We start from the raw sequence: 14,568 nt of genomic DNA on the forward strand, positions 1-14,568 counted from the left end.
ATTCATGCTGGCGCGCGATCAGCCTGTCGCGAACCGCGCCCAGCATGAATTGCACGAAGGTACAGGGCTCGAAGCGGCGATCGGCGCGGCGACCGCCGCCTGCGAGGAGGGCCTGCACCGCATCGGCACGCTGGCCTTGCCCGACCAGCCGGAACAGGCGGCCGACGTGCTTGCCGAAGGCGCCCGCGTCACGCTGCGCCGCGCCAGGAAGGCGCTCGACAAGGCCGGATCGCGGGGAGCGGCCGATGATTTCCACGATCTGCGCAAGGCGGCCAAGACCCACGGCATGCATCTGTCGCTGCTCGGCAGGCTGTGGCCGACACCGATCAAAGCAAGGCGCAACGCGGTCGACGAACTGGGCGAGCGGCTGGGCGACCTGCACGATGTGCTGGTGATGCGCGCCCTGCTCGAGGCCGACGACCAGCTGCTCGGGCCGCCCGAGGACACGAAACTTCTGGCCAAGCTTTTGAAGCGGTCGGAAAAGCAGCTGAAGAAGAGCTGCCTTGCCGAGGCGGCCGAGCTGTTCGGCGACAGTCCCAAACGCTCGACACGCAAACTGGCCCGCAAGGCGCGCGACGATCTGGCTGCGCCGCCGGAAGAGGCCGCGGCATCGTAGGATGACTTGGCGCTCTTCCTCTCGGTCCGGACGGGGGGAAGAAAGGCGTGCGCTAGCCCTCATTACCCGCCCATGCTAATCGCCATGGAGTATGACCGAGCCCGGCGACACGCTTCTGGATCGACTTGGCCGCTGGCTTGCCGGCCGGCTGCAGGAAGAATCGTCCGGCTACGAGCCCTACACCCCCTCCGATGCCGAAACGCTGCGTCGCACGCTTGAGCCCGGCGACATCCTGCTGATCGAGGGCAACCAGAAGATCTCGGCGGCGATCAAGTACCTGACCCAGTCGACCTGGTCGCATGCGGCCTTCTATATCGGCGATGCCTTGCCCGCGCCGGCGGACGGCTCGGAGCGGCCGCGCCTGATCGAGGTCACGATCGGCGAAGGCTGCGTCGCCGTTCCATTGTCGCGCTACCGCACCTACAACACCCGTATCTGCCGGGCGAGTGGGCTGGCGCCGGAGGATCGCGACAAGGTCGTCGCCTTCATGATCGGCAAGCTCGGCCTGAAATACGACCTCAAGAACATTTTCGACATGCTGCGTTTTTTCTTCCCGACACCGCCGGTGCCGGTGCGCTGGCGCCGCCGCATGCTGGCCTTCGGTTCCGGCGATCCGACACGGGCGATCTGCTCGACGCTGATTGCCGAGGCCTATGGCCAGATCCGCTATCCGATCCTGCCCGAGATCACCCGTGCGCCCGGCCGCGCCTCGGCGCAGTCGAACTATTCGCGCAAGGAAATCCTGCACATCCGCCACCATTCGCTCTACACGCCGCGCGATTTCGACCTGTCGCCCTATTTCCGCATCGTCAAGCCGACGCTGGAATATGGTTTCGACTACCGGGCGGTGACCTGGGACGACAAGCTTGCCGATCCCGGGGCCAAGGCCGCCGAATAAACGCGATCAAATGAGTCCAGCCGCTGCACAGGACCGCTGGCCGGCAGCCGGGCGTCAGTGCTTGCAAGCCGCGGCCCGCACGTCCGAGGGTGTGGCGTCATAACGGCGACGGAACGCCCGGTTGAAATAGGAAAGGTCGTTGAAGCCGGCCTCGTAGGCGATCGCGGTGATGCTGCGTCCGGCATGGCGCGGATCGCCGAGCATGCGATGGGCGCGCGCCAGCCGTTGGGTCATCATGAAATCAATCAAGGATGTGCCATCGCTCTCGAACAGCTTGCGGACGTAGCGGGCCGACAGTCCGTGGCGGGCGGCGACGTCTTGCGCCGACAGGTCGACATGGCCACCATGCGCGACGATATCGGCCTTGATGGCGCGCAAGCGGGCAACGCTGACGCCGCGGCCGCGTGCGATCTGGGCCGCATCCCTGGTCGCGCCCATGGCGAGTGCGGCAAGGTCGAAAACATGTGCCGCCGCAAGGTGGCAGGCCTCCGCAGTCAACTCGTCTCCGACCTCCTGGATCGAGCTGATATAGTCGAGCAACAGCCGCATCGCCCCGCTTTGGGTCGGCAAGGGCCGCATAAGAACCGCGGCCGGATCGCCGATCAGAGGCGAAAGCTGCTTGCGCGAAAAACTCAGATTGACGAAGCGAAACCCGCCGGCGCCGATCAGGTTGAGGCCAACCTCTTCACCGCTCATCATCAGCGCCTGGCCGTTGCCGACCGCCTCCTCGCGGCCGCGATGCTTCATCACACTGCCCCCGTCGAGGGCCGCCAGAAGAACGAAGTCGTCATTGTCGATCAGCGACGACGTACGATGCACCCGGAATTCCGATGAGCTGCCGGTGGCGATGCCGAGGCCTGGCAACGCGCGCACCCGCATGTCGATCTGCGCCGGCGCCAGCGGATCGAGGTCCACCCTCAGAACCGTGCGGCCGTAAACCTCACGCGTGATCTCGACGCGATCCCGCTCCGGAAACATCTCCGTCGCCAGCCTGAATGAGGCTGACGTCCCCATCGTCGCAGTCATCGACACCCCCCATGCCCAAGAGCGCGGTCATATGCGCCGGAGCCTGCAAAACGTCAATCCCGGGCCGTTTTGGCCGCTTTCAGTGCCGTTCTGTCCAAGCTGCCCCCCTTTTATGCCCCTAGTTTGCGGCGCGATTCCGGAACCGGAACCGCATTGGCGGCAATCCAAAGGGGGGCACGATGTTTCATTTGCAACTGTTCAAGACGCTGTCGGCACTGGCTGCGGCAGGGTTCAATCCGCGCATCTATCTGCTGTCGATCGCCTTGGGCAACGCAGTGACCGATCATCGCGAGGCCAAGCTGCCGCCGCGCGCTGCCCGATGATGAGCAGCACCATGAAAAAGAGCATTTTCCTGGCCCTGACCATTGCCCTTGCGGGCTGCCAAACGGGCCAGGTCGACGACAGGCCGGCATCGATCGCGAGCGCGGCCGGCAGCAAGAAGGCCCGGAACGAACCGACGACGGAAACGGCATGCGCCGATGCGGCCAAGAAGGCGGCGAAGGCGCAGACCAATGCGGCTCTGCTCGGCGGTGTGCTGTCGATGGCGGGGGGTCTTGGCGGTCTGGCTGGCAATGGTGGGGTCATTGCCGGCCAGGCCGCCTCGATCGGCGGCTCGGTTCTGCAGTCCCAGGCAACGAGCAGTGCCCGGGCCGGCATTGCGGAGGATTGTTATGGCTGAGCGGCGTTTCGTAGCCATGCGCCGGCTGGCCGGCGCGCTCGCACTTGCCGGCATGATCTTCGACAGCCCGCCTGCCTTGGCGCTGACAGCGCGGGATGCGTCGGCGGTCGTCGGCCTGATCGAGGCCTTGCAGCCCGAATTCGGTCAGTTCGCCTATGACGAGGAGATCGCCGCCGACTGGTACGAGCGCGATGCCGCGGACAAGGGCTTGATCGGCAGCGCCGGTTTCACCGCCGACAGCTGGAAGGTCGCGCTTGGAGAGACCATGCGCGGGTTCCTGGCGACGATGCCGGTCGCAGAACTCGATGCCATTTTCGCCAAGCTCAGAAATGCCATATCCGGCATGAGGGAGCTGACCGAGGCACAGAAGACGGAGACCATCGCCGCGATCGACGAAGAGGACGAAGGCTTGATGGCCTTGCGGGCCGAGGGTGACCCCTTCGCCGATGTCGTCAGGCCGCTGACGCCAAAAATCCGCAGCCTCATCCTCGGCCCGGCGATGGGGCAATAGGAGGTTGGGCAACAGGAAACGGGTGGCCGGAAAAGCAACTCCGGGCGGGAGCCTCGAGGCCGAACATCGCGATATTTTTCCAGCCACGGCACGTGCCGGGCGAGGCAGCCCGATCGCGATGCTGATCTGCCTGCTGGCCTCCGGCTGCAGCCAGACGGCCGCCAGCCCGCCGATCACGCCAGACCAGCATGCGCAATTGGCGGAGTTGGCGGCCGGCCCGGACTCGCCGGCAGGTCTTGGCGAGGCCCTGGCTGCAGTCGAGGCGACCAGGAAAATGCAGGACTGCCGGGCGCGTATGAACGAGACGGTCGGGCAGATGAAGACGATGGGCGCCGTCAATGGCGCGGTCGGCGTCGCCGGTCGCATGGCGGGTCCGGGGGGCAAGACAGCGGCAAAAATGGTGGCGGTCGGCACTGCCAGGGTCGTGCGCGGTAAGCTCAGCCACCAGATGCAATCGTGCTGAGACGATTGACGCGGTGCCTGGTCAGGCCGGCAGCGGCCGCTGTCCTTTCGCGGCGGCGGGCGTATCAGGCCTCGCCCCGGCATCTCGCGCGTGCGGCCCGATCGGCATGATTGCCGGAAATGGCGTCGCGCCAAAGGCAAACGTCCATTTGTAGCCGATCAGGCCATCCTCCGGCGTCGTGTGCTGGTCGTGATGGGCGAGCAGCTTGGCGCGGTCGGCGAGATCCTCCGCCTCGCGCCGCACCATTTCAGCCGTCTCCGGCCGCATCCGCCTGGAGAAGCTGACGAAGGTCGCTTCCTTGTCGATATGGGTGATGGCCCAGCCGATGAAATTCTTGTTGGTCATCTCGAACAGCGGCCTGAGCGGCCCTTCGAAGTTCCACTGGATCGGCGTCTCGACCAGCAGTCTCGCCGAGAGACCCCGTCCGAGCGCGATCAGGCCGAGTTCCTCGAGATCGCGCAGATAGAGGAACATCGAAGCCTCGCTCAGGCCTTGCGAGCGCATGATGCCTTCGGGCGTGAACTTTTCTGACAGCATGACGAAGATGAACAGCAGCGCCGGCCGGCTGGCGAGCTTGCGCTCGATCTCCGGCGCGATGTGGTTGACCGGCCCAGGCCCCCGGTTCATCGAGCCGAGCACGTTTTCCAGTTCGACACCGGCCGCAGCGCAAATCTCCATCAGCCGGTCGAGCTTGCAATTGCGCTCATGGAAGATACGCTTCACCGTCGGTTCGGAAACGCCCATGCGTTCGGCCAGCGCGCGATAGGTGACGCCCTTCGCCTTCAACGTCCGCTTCAGCGCCTGGAAGATCAGACCGTTCATTGGATGCACCTCTTGTCGCTAGTTTCGTATCGATATTCGATACTAGCGGCGTCAGGCCTTTCCGAAAAGTATCGAAAGCCATAGCTCTGCCTCGTCATCTCAGGAGAGCAGTCATGAACACCCTCATCACCTCAACCTTTATCGCCGTCATCGGCATTGCCGCAGTGCCCGCCGCGGAGGCCGGCGAACTCTGGCGCGCCACCGGGCTCGAACAGCCGGAATCGGCCCTGTTCGACGCCGCTGACAATCGCATCATCGTTTCCAACATATCAGGCAATCCCGGCGAGGCCGACGGCAACGGTTATCTCTCCGTGCTGTCGCTGGACGGCAAGACGGTCACCCAGCACTGGACCGACGGCATGGACGCACCCAAGGGCATGGCGATCTCGGGCGGCAAGCTCTATGTCGCCGACATCACGAAAGTCCGCGTCGTCGACCTCGCCAGCGGCAAGCTGGTCGCCAGCATCGCGGTGCCGAACGCGGTCTTCCTCAACGACATGACATCGGACCAATCCGGCAAGGTCTATGTCACCGACATGCTGGCCGACGCCATCTACCGCATCGATGGCGACCGGCCGGAGCTGTTCGTCAAGGACGGGGCATTGGCTTCACCCAACGGCATCTTCGCCGATGGCGGCCGATTGATCGTCGCCTCCTGGGGCAAGGGCATCAAGCCCGACTTCAGCACGACGGAGCTTGGCGGCCTGCTGTCGGTCGACATCGCCAGCAAGGTGGTTTCGCCCTTGCCGGCCGCCCAGAAATTCGCCGATCTCGACGGCGTCGTAGCCATCGGCGGCACCATCTATACCACCGCCTACATGACCGGCAAGCTCTACCGCCATCATGCGGGCGGCGCGCCGGAGGTGGTGGCGCAGTTCAAGCCGGGCAGCGCCGACATCGGCGCCGATGGCAAGTCGATCCTTTATGTGCCGTTGATGAACGAAGGCGAGGTTGTGGCGCTGAAGCTCGATTGAGAGCCATGATCGGCGCCTCAGGGCAGAGCTGCGAGACGTTCGCCAACGGCCGATGGACTGTCGTTAGTCGGCGAGGATCGTATTGTGGCCAATTAACGACGTCCCCGGATCGGCCCACCTTGTGCCAAGCGCCAATAGCCGACATTGCCGAGCAGATATTTTGATCTCGCCTTTGGGCCGGGAGCGGAACGTCCGGTTCGGGACGTGCTTGTGGCGAAGCTTCCGTCGCCACCGGTTCACCGCCGCCGGCGACCATACAGCGCGGAAGTCGCGTATCCCGATCGCTAGAGCACCCCGATACTGCGGAGCAAGGCTTGTAGTTCGGCCTCGACACCTGCCGCCCGCAGGACGGCATCCCGATTAATCCGGCGCGCCAGGTTGGCGCGCGTCATGGGCTTTTTGTATTCCGGCCATTCCTTTTCGAGCGCCTTAACCGCCCCCGGCGTATCGGGCGGGCGGTTGGCCGCCTTGCCCTCCAGATGGCGCAGCAGCATTGCCTCAAAGCAGGGCCGTTGCCAGAGAATCGTGATTCCGTTGTCGGCCGCGAGCTTGCGCGTTCGCTCGGCGCGCTGCGGATCGCGCTCGGCCTGGTCAAAATCCAAAAGCGCGAAGCGTTCCGCGGGCGCACGGCGTTTTCTCTGGAGCAGCTTCAGGCGCAGCACCGCCATCTCGATACGCGACAGCGGATCGCCGGTCCCCGGCCCCAATTCGTCAACGTGCAGGTGCACCGGCAAATTGGCATCGCGGATCAGATCTTGCAGAAAGCCGGCATAACCGACTTCTGACGCTCCCTCGCAGCCAATATAAACCGGACGGCGAAGCTCGATATATGGCGGGCGACGACGGCTCATCCGAGGTGTGGAACCCCGCCGTATGCACCGCTCAGATATTTGCGGTAATGGTTCTCGTCGCGGCGCACCTTCACGTCCATGAGGCTGTAAAGGTGGCTGCGGCCCTGCCGGTCCTTCTCGCAGATCACGATTTCCTCCTTGTTGAGGTCATCGAGCAGCGAGGCCGAATGGCAGGAGAGCCATAGCTGCGCGTCGAACTTGTTACGTCCCGAGGCCGCATAGAACCAGCGCACCAGCTCGGGCAGCATGTTCGGGTGAATGGCCGCGTCCATTTCGTCGATCGCGGCGATCCCGCCGGTATCGAGTGCGCTCATGATGAAAGGGAACATCTTGATAAAGGCCCGCGTGCCGTGGCTTTCCATCAGCCAAGGCATTTCGACCGCAAGACCCGCGTGCTTAAACAGCAGCAGCGGCCCGTTGTCCGTATGCTGAAAGCGCATCCCTTCCACACCCACATCTATGCGGCTTAGCTCATCCTTCAGCCGCGAGACGACGTTGGGCTGGTTCTTTAGATAGTCGATCACGTCGCGATCGACGAAGGAGTGCACAGGCTCAATTTGGAAGAAGGCCTTGCGCGCCGTATCCACAAGAAGCTGCGCGGTCGGGTGCTGGAATTTCGCGAATGATGACAGCACCGTGTGATTGCCGGCGAGCGTCTTCACGAGGTGCTGGAAGCCCGAGAGGCTGAAGGTTTTAGAGTCCTTCACCTTGCCCTCGGCATCGCGCTCATAGACGCGCTGCCATTTCCCTTGGCCGTTCGGCCTCTGGCGCAGCGACTCGGACGCGATCCGCACCGCGAGCCCTTCTTTGAGTTCGATTTCCAGTTCGTAGCGGTAAGTGCCTTGCTCGACCTTTTCGCCGCTCGTGGCGCGCTGAAAGACTTCCGGCGTCAGGTTTATGATGCCGCCCAGCTCGATCGCGAACCGGATCGGCCGACTGCCGGGTTCCACGTCGTTGAACCGCTCGATGCCAGCGAAGCCTGGCACCGTGCGCGCTACGCTGTCGCGGATCATCGTCACGACGAATTCGAGCGCGCGCAGCACCGTCGTTTTACCCGAGGCGTTCGCGCCATAGAGGGCGACGACCTTCGGCGCGCGCACGTCCGCACCCTCGAAGATGGGGGCATAACGGCCTTCAGGATCGGGCACTTTTCCATCCACCGACAGGTCGAGCACCTGCGGATCGCGGATGGAGAAGAAGTTTTCGACCTCTAGCTTGTAGAGCATGGGATACCTCACTTGGGGATATAATAGAATCTATAACGATATTTCGTCAATAATTCGATTACAGGATCGCTTCATGCTCACCGAGGATTGAGCATTGGCGGCGCAACGTGGATGGATGCCAGCTTTCGGAATCGGAGGTTGGTTCTCGAAATGACCAAAAAGAGGCGCAGTGCGGTTGTTCACGTCGCGCCGTGCGTGAGTCAGCTCAACGTCAAGAAGTTGGCATTCAACAGGTGGACACCTTGTCCTGACTATGGCCACCGGCCGGCAAATCCCGGCCCCTACCCCGCCTCCAGCTTCCCTTTCAGCTGCGCCCGCGCATCCTTGATCGAGGCGGCGTAGGTCACCAGCGGGCGCTTGACGCCGTGGGTGATCAGCATGCGTCGGATCTGCGGCGCGGCACCCGATATGATGAAGCGGACACCGGCGCGTTTCGCCTTGTGGGCGGCGCCTTCGATGACGTTGGCCGCCGTCGAATCGAAGAACGGTACGGCCGAGCAGTCGAGGATGAAGTTCCTGCGCTGGTCGGCTATGCGGTCGAGCACGGTGCCGACGGTCGATGCGGCGCCGAAGAAGAAGGCGCCCGAAATGCGATAGACGACGGTGTCGGCGTCGGTCGCCTCGCTGGCATCGTAGGCCTTGGTGCTGTCGGCGACATCCTCCTGCACCAGCGGCTGATCGGCCTCGACCGCAATCGACTTGGCCATGCGGTCGATGAACAGGATCGACCCCAGCACGAAGCCGACGACGATGCCTTCGGTGAGATCGCGGAAGATGACGAGCAGAAAGGTCGCCATCAGCACCAGCGCATCGCCGCGCGAGGCACGCAGCAAGGTGGCGAAGGCCTGTTTCTCGAACATATTCCAGCACACGACCGCCAGCACGCCGGCCAGGGCGGCGAGCGGGATATAGCTGGCGAGCGGCGCCGCCACCAACATCAAGGCGAGCAGGATGGCGGAGTGGACGATGCCCGAAACCGGTCCGTGGGCGCCGGCCCGCACATTGGTCGCCGTGCGGGCGATGGTGCCGGTGGCGCAGATGCCGCCGAACAGGGCGGATGCGATGTTGGCGAAGCCTTGCGCCACCAGTTCGCAGTTGGAACGATGCCGGCGGCCCGTCATCCGGTCGGCGACCACCGCCGAAAGCAGCGATTCGATGGCGCCCAGCAAGGCGAAGGCAATGGCATCCGGCAGCACGTCAATCATCCTGTCCAGGCTGATCGGCGGCAAAGCGGGCATTTGCAGGCTGCGCGGTATACCGCCAAAGCGGGTGCCGATCGTCTCCGCCGGCAGTGCGAGAAGCGCCACGACCAGCGATGCCAGCCCGATGGCGATGAGCATTGCGGGCCATGTCGGCCGCCAGCGCTTCAGGCCGGCGATGGTGGCGACGGTCAACACCGCCACGAAGGTCGCCGCCGGGTTGATGGTGCCGGCCGCCTCGCCGACCGCGATCAGCTTCGGCACCAGCGGTCCGGGCTCCTTGCCGGCAAGCTTCAGCCCGAACAGTTCGACGATCTGTCCGGAAAAGATGATGACGGCGATGCCGGCGGTGAAGCCGACCGTCACCGGATAGGGAATGAACTTGATGTAGGTGCCGAGACGGAGATAGCCGATGGCGAGCAGGAAGACCCCTGCCATCATCGTTGCCAGCAGCAGCCCGTCAATACCGACCCGGGCAACCGTCGCGGCCACCAGCACGATGAAGGCGCCGGCCGGGCCGCCGATCTGGAAGCGGCTGCCGCCGAGCGCCGAAATGATGAAGCCGCCGACGATCGAGGTGTAGAGGCCGCGCTCGGGCGTGACTCCCGAGGCGATCGCGATGGCCATCGACAAGGGCAGCGCGACAATGGCCACCGTCAGCCCGGCAATGGCGTCCGCCTTGGCGTCGGCGAAGGTGTAGCCCTCGCGCCAGACCGTCACGAGCTTTGGCGTGAACAATTCGGGAAATGTCGGCTTTGCCGACTGGTGGGCCGACCTTTGGGCCGATCTGGGGGCCGGTTCATGCCCTGCCCGCTGCGTCTGATCCATGGACTGCCTTTCGCACCCTGAAAGGCGGCGGGATCGTCGGCAGGGCTGTCGGCGGTCGCCGTCGCGACTTTATGCCGGCTCAGCCTTGGGATCCGGCGGCACGGCAGACTTGAGGCGCACGCCCCGGCCGCCGCGCTCGCTGGCCTGATTCTCGCCGATCAGCTCCACCCCGGCCTCGTCGAGGGCCTGGATGACCTTCATCAGCGTGTCGACCACGCCCCTGACCACGCCATCGCTCGCCTCCATGCGCTGGATAGTCGGAAGCGAAACGCCGGCGCGCTCGGCGAGCGTCTTCTGATCGATGCCGGCCAGCGCCCTTGCGGCGCGCATCTGCGCGGCAGTGATCATCGGCCGGAATCCCCGTCTGAGTCTGCAGGAGTAAGGTATAATATCATCATTCTGATGTTTCAAGCATTAGGATGAATGTTTGAGACGTAAGTAGCGGCGCCTGACTGGCCATTTTTTAGATACTTTCCCGGGATTGCGCGCTAAGGTCTTCCATCTGGGCAGGGAGTAACGCGGTTGAATATCTTCAAGACTTTCATGACATCGGCAGCCTTGCTGTCGGCGGTTTTCCTTTTGGCCGGCTGCGGGCACGGGCTGATCAACCGGCTGATCTAGTCTCCAGTCTCGCCGTCCGGGTGCTGCCCACGCCATCGCTGCCACGTCCGGGCAGCGAGCCAGCACAGCATCGCCCAGACGAAGCCGGCGCACCAGCCGGCCAGCACATCCGACGGCCAGTGGACGCCGAGATAGACGCGGCTGATGCCGACCAGCAGCGTCGTCAGCACCGCCAGCGACAGCACATAGATCTTCGTCGTTCGACCGGGCAGGAAGCGTGCCGCCAGCGCGCCGAGCGTCAGATAGGTCACCGCCGACAGCATGGCGTGGCCGCTGGGAAAAGACAGCGTCGTTTCGTTGACGAGATGCGAGACGAGTTCGGGGCGCGGCCGGTCGATTCCGGCTTTCAGCAGGCTCGACAGCATCTGACCGCCGGCCACCGCCACGAAGATGAAAAGGGCGGTCGCCGGCCTGCGGATAAGCAGGAGATAGACGATTACCGCCGTCACGATCAGCACCAGCACGCTGCCGCTGCCAAGGCTTGTGATGTCGCGCATCGCCCCTTGCAGCCACATCGGGCCGATCGGGCTGTCAGGCCGCCCCGCCTGGCGGAAGGCGAGCAGTATTTCGGTGTCGAAGGCGTGCGGGGTGGTGGCGCGCGCCATCTCCATCAGCTCCTCGAATCCCCAAAGGCCGGCCGCGATGACCAGGCCGGCCAGCAGCACCGGGAATTCGACCCGGTTGAGCAAAGCGTTCGCGGCATTCTTCATCGGCAATCCGCCCGTTACAGCCGGCCTTGCAGATAGGGTCCGAGCGTGATCAGCGCCACTGCGGCGATCGCCAGCATGATGCCGGTCGCCTGCAGCGCGTTGACGCGCTCGCCGAAGAAGACCAGTGCCACGACGTTCACCGAGACCAGCTGGATGACGGCAGACAGGCTGAACGACACCGACATGCCGAATTCGCGGATCAGCCGCAGCATGATCAGATTGCCCAGCGAATAGAGCGCCAGCGTCAGCGCGATCTTGCCAAGGCTCGGCGCCAGGCCCCATTGCTTGGCGGCTGTCGCCGCCAGCAGGAAAATGACCGTTGAAAAGCCGAGCTGCAGCAGTCCCGAAAAACTCAACGTTCCGCCCCCCTCTCGAAGCGGCTCCCGCCGCATGTGTCGCGGACGTTGTTTCCGAAGCGCGCCGGGACGTCAAGCGCTCGACCAAACGAAGCTCTTGGCAATGGCAAGACGGAGGCTCAATGTACCGACATCGTCCAGCCATTCGATTGAAGGGCGGTCAGGGGTTCATGATTCGTATTCTGCAGAACTTGACGCGACGCTGGAGCGAACTCTCTCTTGCCTTGCAATTCGTCGTTGCCGGCGGTTTTGGCCTGCTGGCCGTCATGCTGGTGGTGGGCGCCTGGGTGACGGCGCAGATCAGAGAGGGCGTCATCCGCAATTCGGCCGCCACGACGGCGCTCTATGTCGACAGCGTGATTGCGCCGCTGCTTCCCGACTTGCGCAAGGAGCAGGAGCTCAGCGATTCCGTCAAGCAGGCGCTGGACGAGACGCTTGGCCAGGGCGCGCTCGGCAAGCGCCTCGAATCGTTCATGCTCTGGCGCCGCGACGGGACGGTCCTCTATGCCAAGGAGACGGCCCTGATCGGCCGCCGCTTCGCTCCGAGCGACAATCTGCGTTCCGCTTTCCAAGGCAATGTCGTCGCTGAATTCAATACTTTCGATGAGGATGAGAGCGAGGAGAAGGCGACCGGCTTGCCATTGCTGGAGATCTACAATCCCGTGCGCGAGCCCTGGTCGGGCGAGGTGGTGGCGGTTACCGAGTTCTATGAGATCGCCGACGATTTCCAGGCCACCCTGGCTTCCGCTCTGTGGTCGAGCTGGCTGATCGTGGCCGGCGCGACCCTGGCGGCATTCCTGCTCCTGTCGGGCATCGTCCTGCGCGGCAGCCGCACCATCGACGACCAGCGTGGGGCGCTGCGCCGCCAGGTGTCGGAACTGCAGGGTCTGGTGGCGCAAAACAGTGCCTTGCGACTGCGCGTGCAACAGGCCTCGCGCCGCGCCACCGCGCTCAACGAAAGATATCTGCGCCGCATCGGCGCCGACCTGCATGACGGCCCGGCCCAACTCGTGGCCCTGGCGGCGCTGCGCATGGACAGCCCGATATTTTCCAGCGATGGCCATTCGGGCGCAAGCCGCTCGACCGAGGTCACGATGATTCGCAAGACGCTGGAGGATGCGATGCGCGAAATACGCGGCATCTGCACCGGCCTTGTCCTGCCGCAGATCGAGACGGCTGCCGCAACCGACATTCTGCGGCTGGCCGTCAAGGAACACGAACAGAGGACGGGAACGTCGGTGACGCTGACGCTGGCCGGACAGTTGCCTGAACCCGGCGCCTCCGAGAAGATCAGCATCTATCGTTTCGTCCAGGAAGGGCTGAACAATGCCTATCACCACGGGCTAGGCAAGGATCAGGCGGTGAGTGCCGGGATGAAAGGTGGCAGGCTTTTTGTCGAAGTGTCGGACCGCGGGCCGGGTTTCGATCCGACGGCACGGGTCGAGGGCCTCGGGCTCGCCGGCCTCAGGGAACGGGTCGAAAGCATTGGCGGACAGTTCGAAACCTTGACCGGGCCGCAAGGTACGCGTTTGGTGATCCGTCTGTCGGTCGAGGAGCAAGCATGACTGGGACCATTCGCATTGCCATTGTCGACGATCATCCCCTCTTTCGCGAAGGTGTGACGCGCAGCCTGTCGGAGATCGGAGGCTTCGAGATGGTTGGCGAGGGCGCCACGGCGCAGGATGCCGAACGCCTCGCCGCGACGATGCGGCCCGACATCTTGCTGCTCGACATCTCGATGCCGGGCGGCGGGCTGAGCGCGGTCGCAAGCATCCTCGCCAACCATCCCGCCCAGAAGATCGTCATGCTGACCGTCTCGGAGGCCAATGCCGATGTGACCAAGGCGCTGAACGCAGGGGTGAATGGCTATGTCCTCAAAGGCGTCGGATCGCGCGGCCTCGCCGACATCCTGCGCAATGTCGCAGCCGGCGAAAGCTATCTCTCGCCGACACTATCGGCCCGGCTGCTTTCGGATCTCCAGTCCCAGCAGCCGACCGACGGCTTGGCGGAACGGCTGCGGCAGCTCACCGATCGGCAAACGGAAATCCTGCGGCTGGTGGCGGAGGGGCTGAGCAACAAGGAAGTCGCCTTGCGGCTTGAGTTGCAGGAGAAGACCGTCAAACATCACATGACCGGAGTGCTGTCGAAGCTCAATGTGCGAAATCGCACCGAAGCGGCCTTGATGATGCGTGAGTGGCGCGACCGCGACAGGCCTTCCTAAAGCATTTCACCGTTTCACGGAAACGGCGAGCTGCTCTAACTCTGTGACGCAATTCCCAAGGGAACGGGAAAACCGCTTCACACTTTTTCTAGAATTGCTCTGGGCAGGTCCGAAGAAATGCGCAGCGGTTTCCCGTCCCGGATTGCGCAAAAGCGCGTCGCGCCTCGGGACCGCAGCCATTGCGGTGCCGAAAACCGGGACGACGCCGGCCGGAAACGAGGTCACCTCCGCCGGGGGGCGGCGGAGGTGACGTGCAAAGCTGACCGTTGCCTGTTGGCCAGCTTCACAAGGCCTTGAGACGATTGGCATCGGCCGGCGTGGCCTGGCGGTCGATGATCGTGCGACCGAGAGCGTCCTTCATGCTGAAACGACCGTTCTCGAGCTTTTCCGTTATGCCGTCGGGATGCCTGACTGTGATCTTGTTGCCGGTCACGTCGACCTTGTCACCGGTCTTTGCATTGACATGGCTCCCGCTCTTACCCTGACTGGATCCTGATTTGCCGTTGTTGCCACTGTTGCCGCTGTTGCCGTTATTCCCATTGCCGTTGCCGCTGTTCCCGCTATTGC

General features: G+C 63.9%; 17 protein-coding genes and 1 pseudogene. 9 read left to right on the forward strand and 9 right to left on the reverse strand.

The window, feature by feature from the left end:
• Nucleotides 1–616, forward strand: a 616-nt coding sequence (locus EN879_RS06880; RefSeq protein ID WP_164774330.1) for a CHAD domain-containing protein, incomplete at its 5' end; no start/stop codon positions are given.
• 91 nt (nt 617–707) lie between these two features.
• Nucleotides 708–1,514 carry a hypothetical protein gene (locus EN879_RS06885; protein WP_013528661.1) on the forward strand — a complete coding sequence of 269 codons (807 nt, stop codon included), beginning with the start codon at nt 708–710 and terminating at the stop codon, nt 1,512–1,514.
• 54 nt (nt 1,515–1,568) lie between these two features.
• On the opposite strand, the gene EN879_RS06890 is transcribed toward EN879_RS06885, so the two are convergent.
• Nucleotides 1,569–2,540 (reverse strand): AraC family transcriptional regulator, encoded by a 972-nt coding sequence (locus tag EN879_RS06890; protein WP_013528662.1) that lies wholly within the window; start codon nt 2,538–2,540, stop codon nt 1,569–1,571.
• A 179-nt stretch (nt 2,541–2,719) separates the two neighbouring features.
• Here EN879_RS06890 and EN879_RS06895 point away from each other — a divergent pair, with 179 nt between their 5' ends.
• From EN879_RS06895 to EN879_RS06910, 4 genes are read left to right on the forward strand one after another with little or no spacing between them, the layout of a single operon-like run.
• Nucleotides 2,720–2,863, forward strand: coding sequence for a hypothetical protein (locus EN879_RS06895; protein WP_082826609.1), 144 nt, complete (start codon nt 2,720–2,722; stop codon nt 2,861–2,863).
• Nucleotides 2,864–2,874: 11 nt separating this feature from the next.
• Nucleotides 2,875–3,219, forward strand: coding sequence for a hypothetical protein (locus tag EN879_RS06900; protein ID WP_013528664.1), 345 nt, complete (start codon nt 2,875–2,877; stop codon nt 3,217–3,219).
• Nucleotides 3,212–3,730, forward strand: a complete 519-nt coding sequence (locus EN879_RS06905; RefSeq protein WP_063169641.1) for a hypothetical protein — start codon at nt 3,212–3,214, stop codon at nt 3,728–3,730. The genes EN879_RS06900 and EN879_RS06905 overlap by 8 nt, the downstream gene beginning before the upstream one ends.
• A gap of 22 nt (nt 3,731–3,752) precedes the next feature.
• Nucleotides 3,753–4,193, forward strand: coding sequence for a hypothetical protein (locus EN879_RS06910; protein ID WP_063169640.1), 441 nt, complete (start codon nt 3,753–3,755; stop codon nt 4,191–4,193).
• Between the two features lie 21 nt (nt 4,194–4,214).
• Here the strand turns inward: EN879_RS06910 and EN879_RS06915 are convergent, their stop codons facing one another.
• Complete coding sequence (locus EN879_RS06915; protein WP_063169639.1) at nt 4,215–5,015, reverse strand: helix-turn-helix transcriptional regulator; 801 nt, start codon at nt 5,013–5,015, stop codon at nt 4,215–4,217.
• A gap of 113 nt (nt 5,016–5,128) precedes the next feature.
• On the opposite strand from EN879_RS06915, the gene EN879_RS06920 reads away from it, so the two are divergent.
• Nucleotides 5,129–5,989, forward strand: a complete 861-nt coding sequence (locus tag EN879_RS06920; protein ID WP_063169638.1) for a hypothetical protein — start codon at nt 5,129–5,131, stop codon at nt 5,987–5,989.
• Nucleotides 5,990–6,273: 284 nt separating this feature from the next.
• On the opposite strand, the gene EN879_RS06925 is transcribed toward EN879_RS06920, so the two are convergent.
• The 6 genes from EN879_RS06925 to EN879_RS06950 form a co-directional block, all read right to left on the reverse strand.
• Nucleotides 6,274–6,840 carry a hypothetical protein gene (locus tag EN879_RS06925; RefSeq protein ID WP_063169637.1) on the reverse strand — a complete coding sequence of 189 codons (567 nt, stop codon included), beginning with the start codon at nt 6,838–6,840 and terminating at the stop codon, nt 6,274–6,276.
• Complete coding sequence (locus EN879_RS06930; protein WP_063169636.1) at nt 6,837–8,066, reverse strand: AAA family ATPase; 1,230 nt, start codon at nt 8,064–8,066, stop codon at nt 6,837–6,839. The genes EN879_RS06925 and EN879_RS06930 overlap by 4 nt, the downstream gene beginning before the upstream one ends.
• A 281-nt stretch (nt 8,067–8,347) precedes the next feature.
• Nucleotides 8,348–10,093 carry a SulP family inorganic anion transporter gene (locus EN879_RS06935; RefSeq protein ID WP_127273990.1) on the reverse strand — a complete coding sequence of 582 codons (1,746 nt, stop codon included), beginning with the start codon at nt 10,091–10,093 and terminating at the stop codon, nt 8,348–8,350.
• Between the two features lie 69 nt (nt 10,094–10,162).
• Nucleotides 10,163–10,441, reverse strand: a complete 279-nt coding sequence (locus EN879_RS06940) for a helix-turn-helix transcriptional regulator (protein ID WP_063169634.1) — start codon at nt 10,439–10,441, stop codon at nt 10,163–10,165.
• Between the two features lie 269 nt (nt 10,442–10,710).
• On the reverse strand, nt 10,711–11,424 hold the full coding sequence (locus tag EN879_RS06945; RefSeq protein WP_063169633.1) for a phosphatase PAP2 family protein: 714 nt from the start codon (nt 11,422–11,424) through the stop codon (nt 10,711–10,713).
• A gap of 14 nt (nt 11,425–11,438) precedes the next feature.
• Nucleotides 11,439–11,780, reverse strand: a complete 342-nt coding sequence (locus EN879_RS06950; protein ID WP_013528672.1) for a hypothetical protein — start codon at nt 11,778–11,780, stop codon at nt 11,439–11,441.
• 170 nt (nt 11,781–11,950) lie between these two features.
• Between EN879_RS06950 and EN879_RS06955 the strand changes: the two genes are divergently transcribed.
• Nucleotides 11,951–13,345, forward strand: coding sequence for a sensor histidine kinase (locus EN879_RS06955; protein ID WP_024502211.1), 1,395 nt, complete (start codon nt 11,951–11,953; stop codon nt 13,343–13,345).
• On the forward strand, nt 13,342–14,001 hold the full coding sequence (locus EN879_RS06960; protein WP_013528674.1) for a response regulator transcription factor: 660 nt from the start codon (nt 13,342–13,344) through the stop codon (nt 13,999–14,001). Before EN879_RS06955 ends, EN879_RS06960 begins: the two co-directional genes overlap by 4 nt.
• A 283-nt stretch (nt 14,002–14,284) precedes the next feature.
• Here the strand turns inward: EN879_RS06960 and EN879_RS06965 are convergent.
• Nucleotides 14,285–14,568, reverse strand: a pseudogene (locus EN879_RS06965) (hypothetical protein); the annotation flags it as partial.

Source organism: Mesorhizobium sp. M7A.F.Ca.AU.002.02.1.1 (genome assembly GCF_003998535.1).
Classification (GTDB): Bacteria; Pseudomonadota; Alphaproteobacteria; order Rhizobiales; family Rhizobiaceae; genus Mesorhizobium; species Mesorhizobium ciceri.

Coding starts and splice junctions, on each gene's coding strand:
- EN879_RS06895 (WP_082826609.1), top strand. CDS start 2,720: ATGTTTCATTTGCAACTGTTCAAGACGCTGTCGGCACTGGCTGCGGCA.
- EN879_RS06890 (WP_013528662.1), bottom strand. CDS start 2,540: ATGACTGCGACGATGGGGACGTCAGCCTCATTCAGGCTGGCGACGGAG.
- EN879_RS06885 (WP_013528661.1), top strand. CDS start 708: ATGACCGAGCCCGGCGACACGCTTCTGGATCGACTTGGCCGCTGGCTT.
- EN879_RS06955 (WP_024502211.1), top strand. CDS start 11,951: ATGATTCGTATTCTGCAGAACTTGACGCGACGCTGGAGCGAACTCTCT.
- EN879_RS06960 (WP_013528674.1), top strand. CDS start 13,342: ATGACTGGGACCATTCGCATTGCCATTGTCGACGATCATCCCCTCTTT.
- EN879_RS06905 (WP_063169641.1), top strand. CDS start 3,212: ATGGCTGAGCGGCGTTTCGTAGCCATGCGCCGGCTGGCCGGCGCGCTC.
- EN879_RS06935 (WP_127273990.1), bottom strand. CDS start 10,093: ATGGATCAGACGCAGCGGGCAGGGCATGAACCGGCCCCCAGATCGGCC.
- EN879_RS06925 (WP_063169637.1), bottom strand. CDS start 6,840: ATGAGCCGTCGTCGCCCGCCATATATCGAGCTTCGCCGTCCGGTTTAT.
- EN879_RS06930 (WP_063169636.1), bottom strand. CDS start 8,066: ATGCTCTACAAGCTAGAGGTCGAAAACTTCTTCTCCATCCGCGATCCG.
- EN879_RS06920 (WP_063169638.1), top strand. CDS start 5,129: ATGAACACCCTCATCACCTCAACCTTTATCGCCGTCATCGGCATTGCC.
- EN879_RS06915 (WP_063169639.1), bottom strand. CDS start 5,015: ATGAACGGTCTGATCTTCCAGGCGCTGAAGCGGACGTTGAAGGCGAAG.
- EN879_RS06900 (WP_013528664.1), top strand. CDS start 2,875: ATGAAAAAGAGCATTTTCCTGGCCCTGACCATTGCCCTTGCGGGCTGC.
- EN879_RS06945 (WP_063169633.1), bottom strand. CDS start 11,424: ATGAAGAATGCCGCGAACGCTTTGCTCAACCGGGTCGAATTCCCGGTG.
- EN879_RS06940 (WP_063169634.1), bottom strand. CDS start 10,441: ATGATCACTGCCGCGCAGATGCGCGCCGCAAGGGCGCTGGCCGGCATC.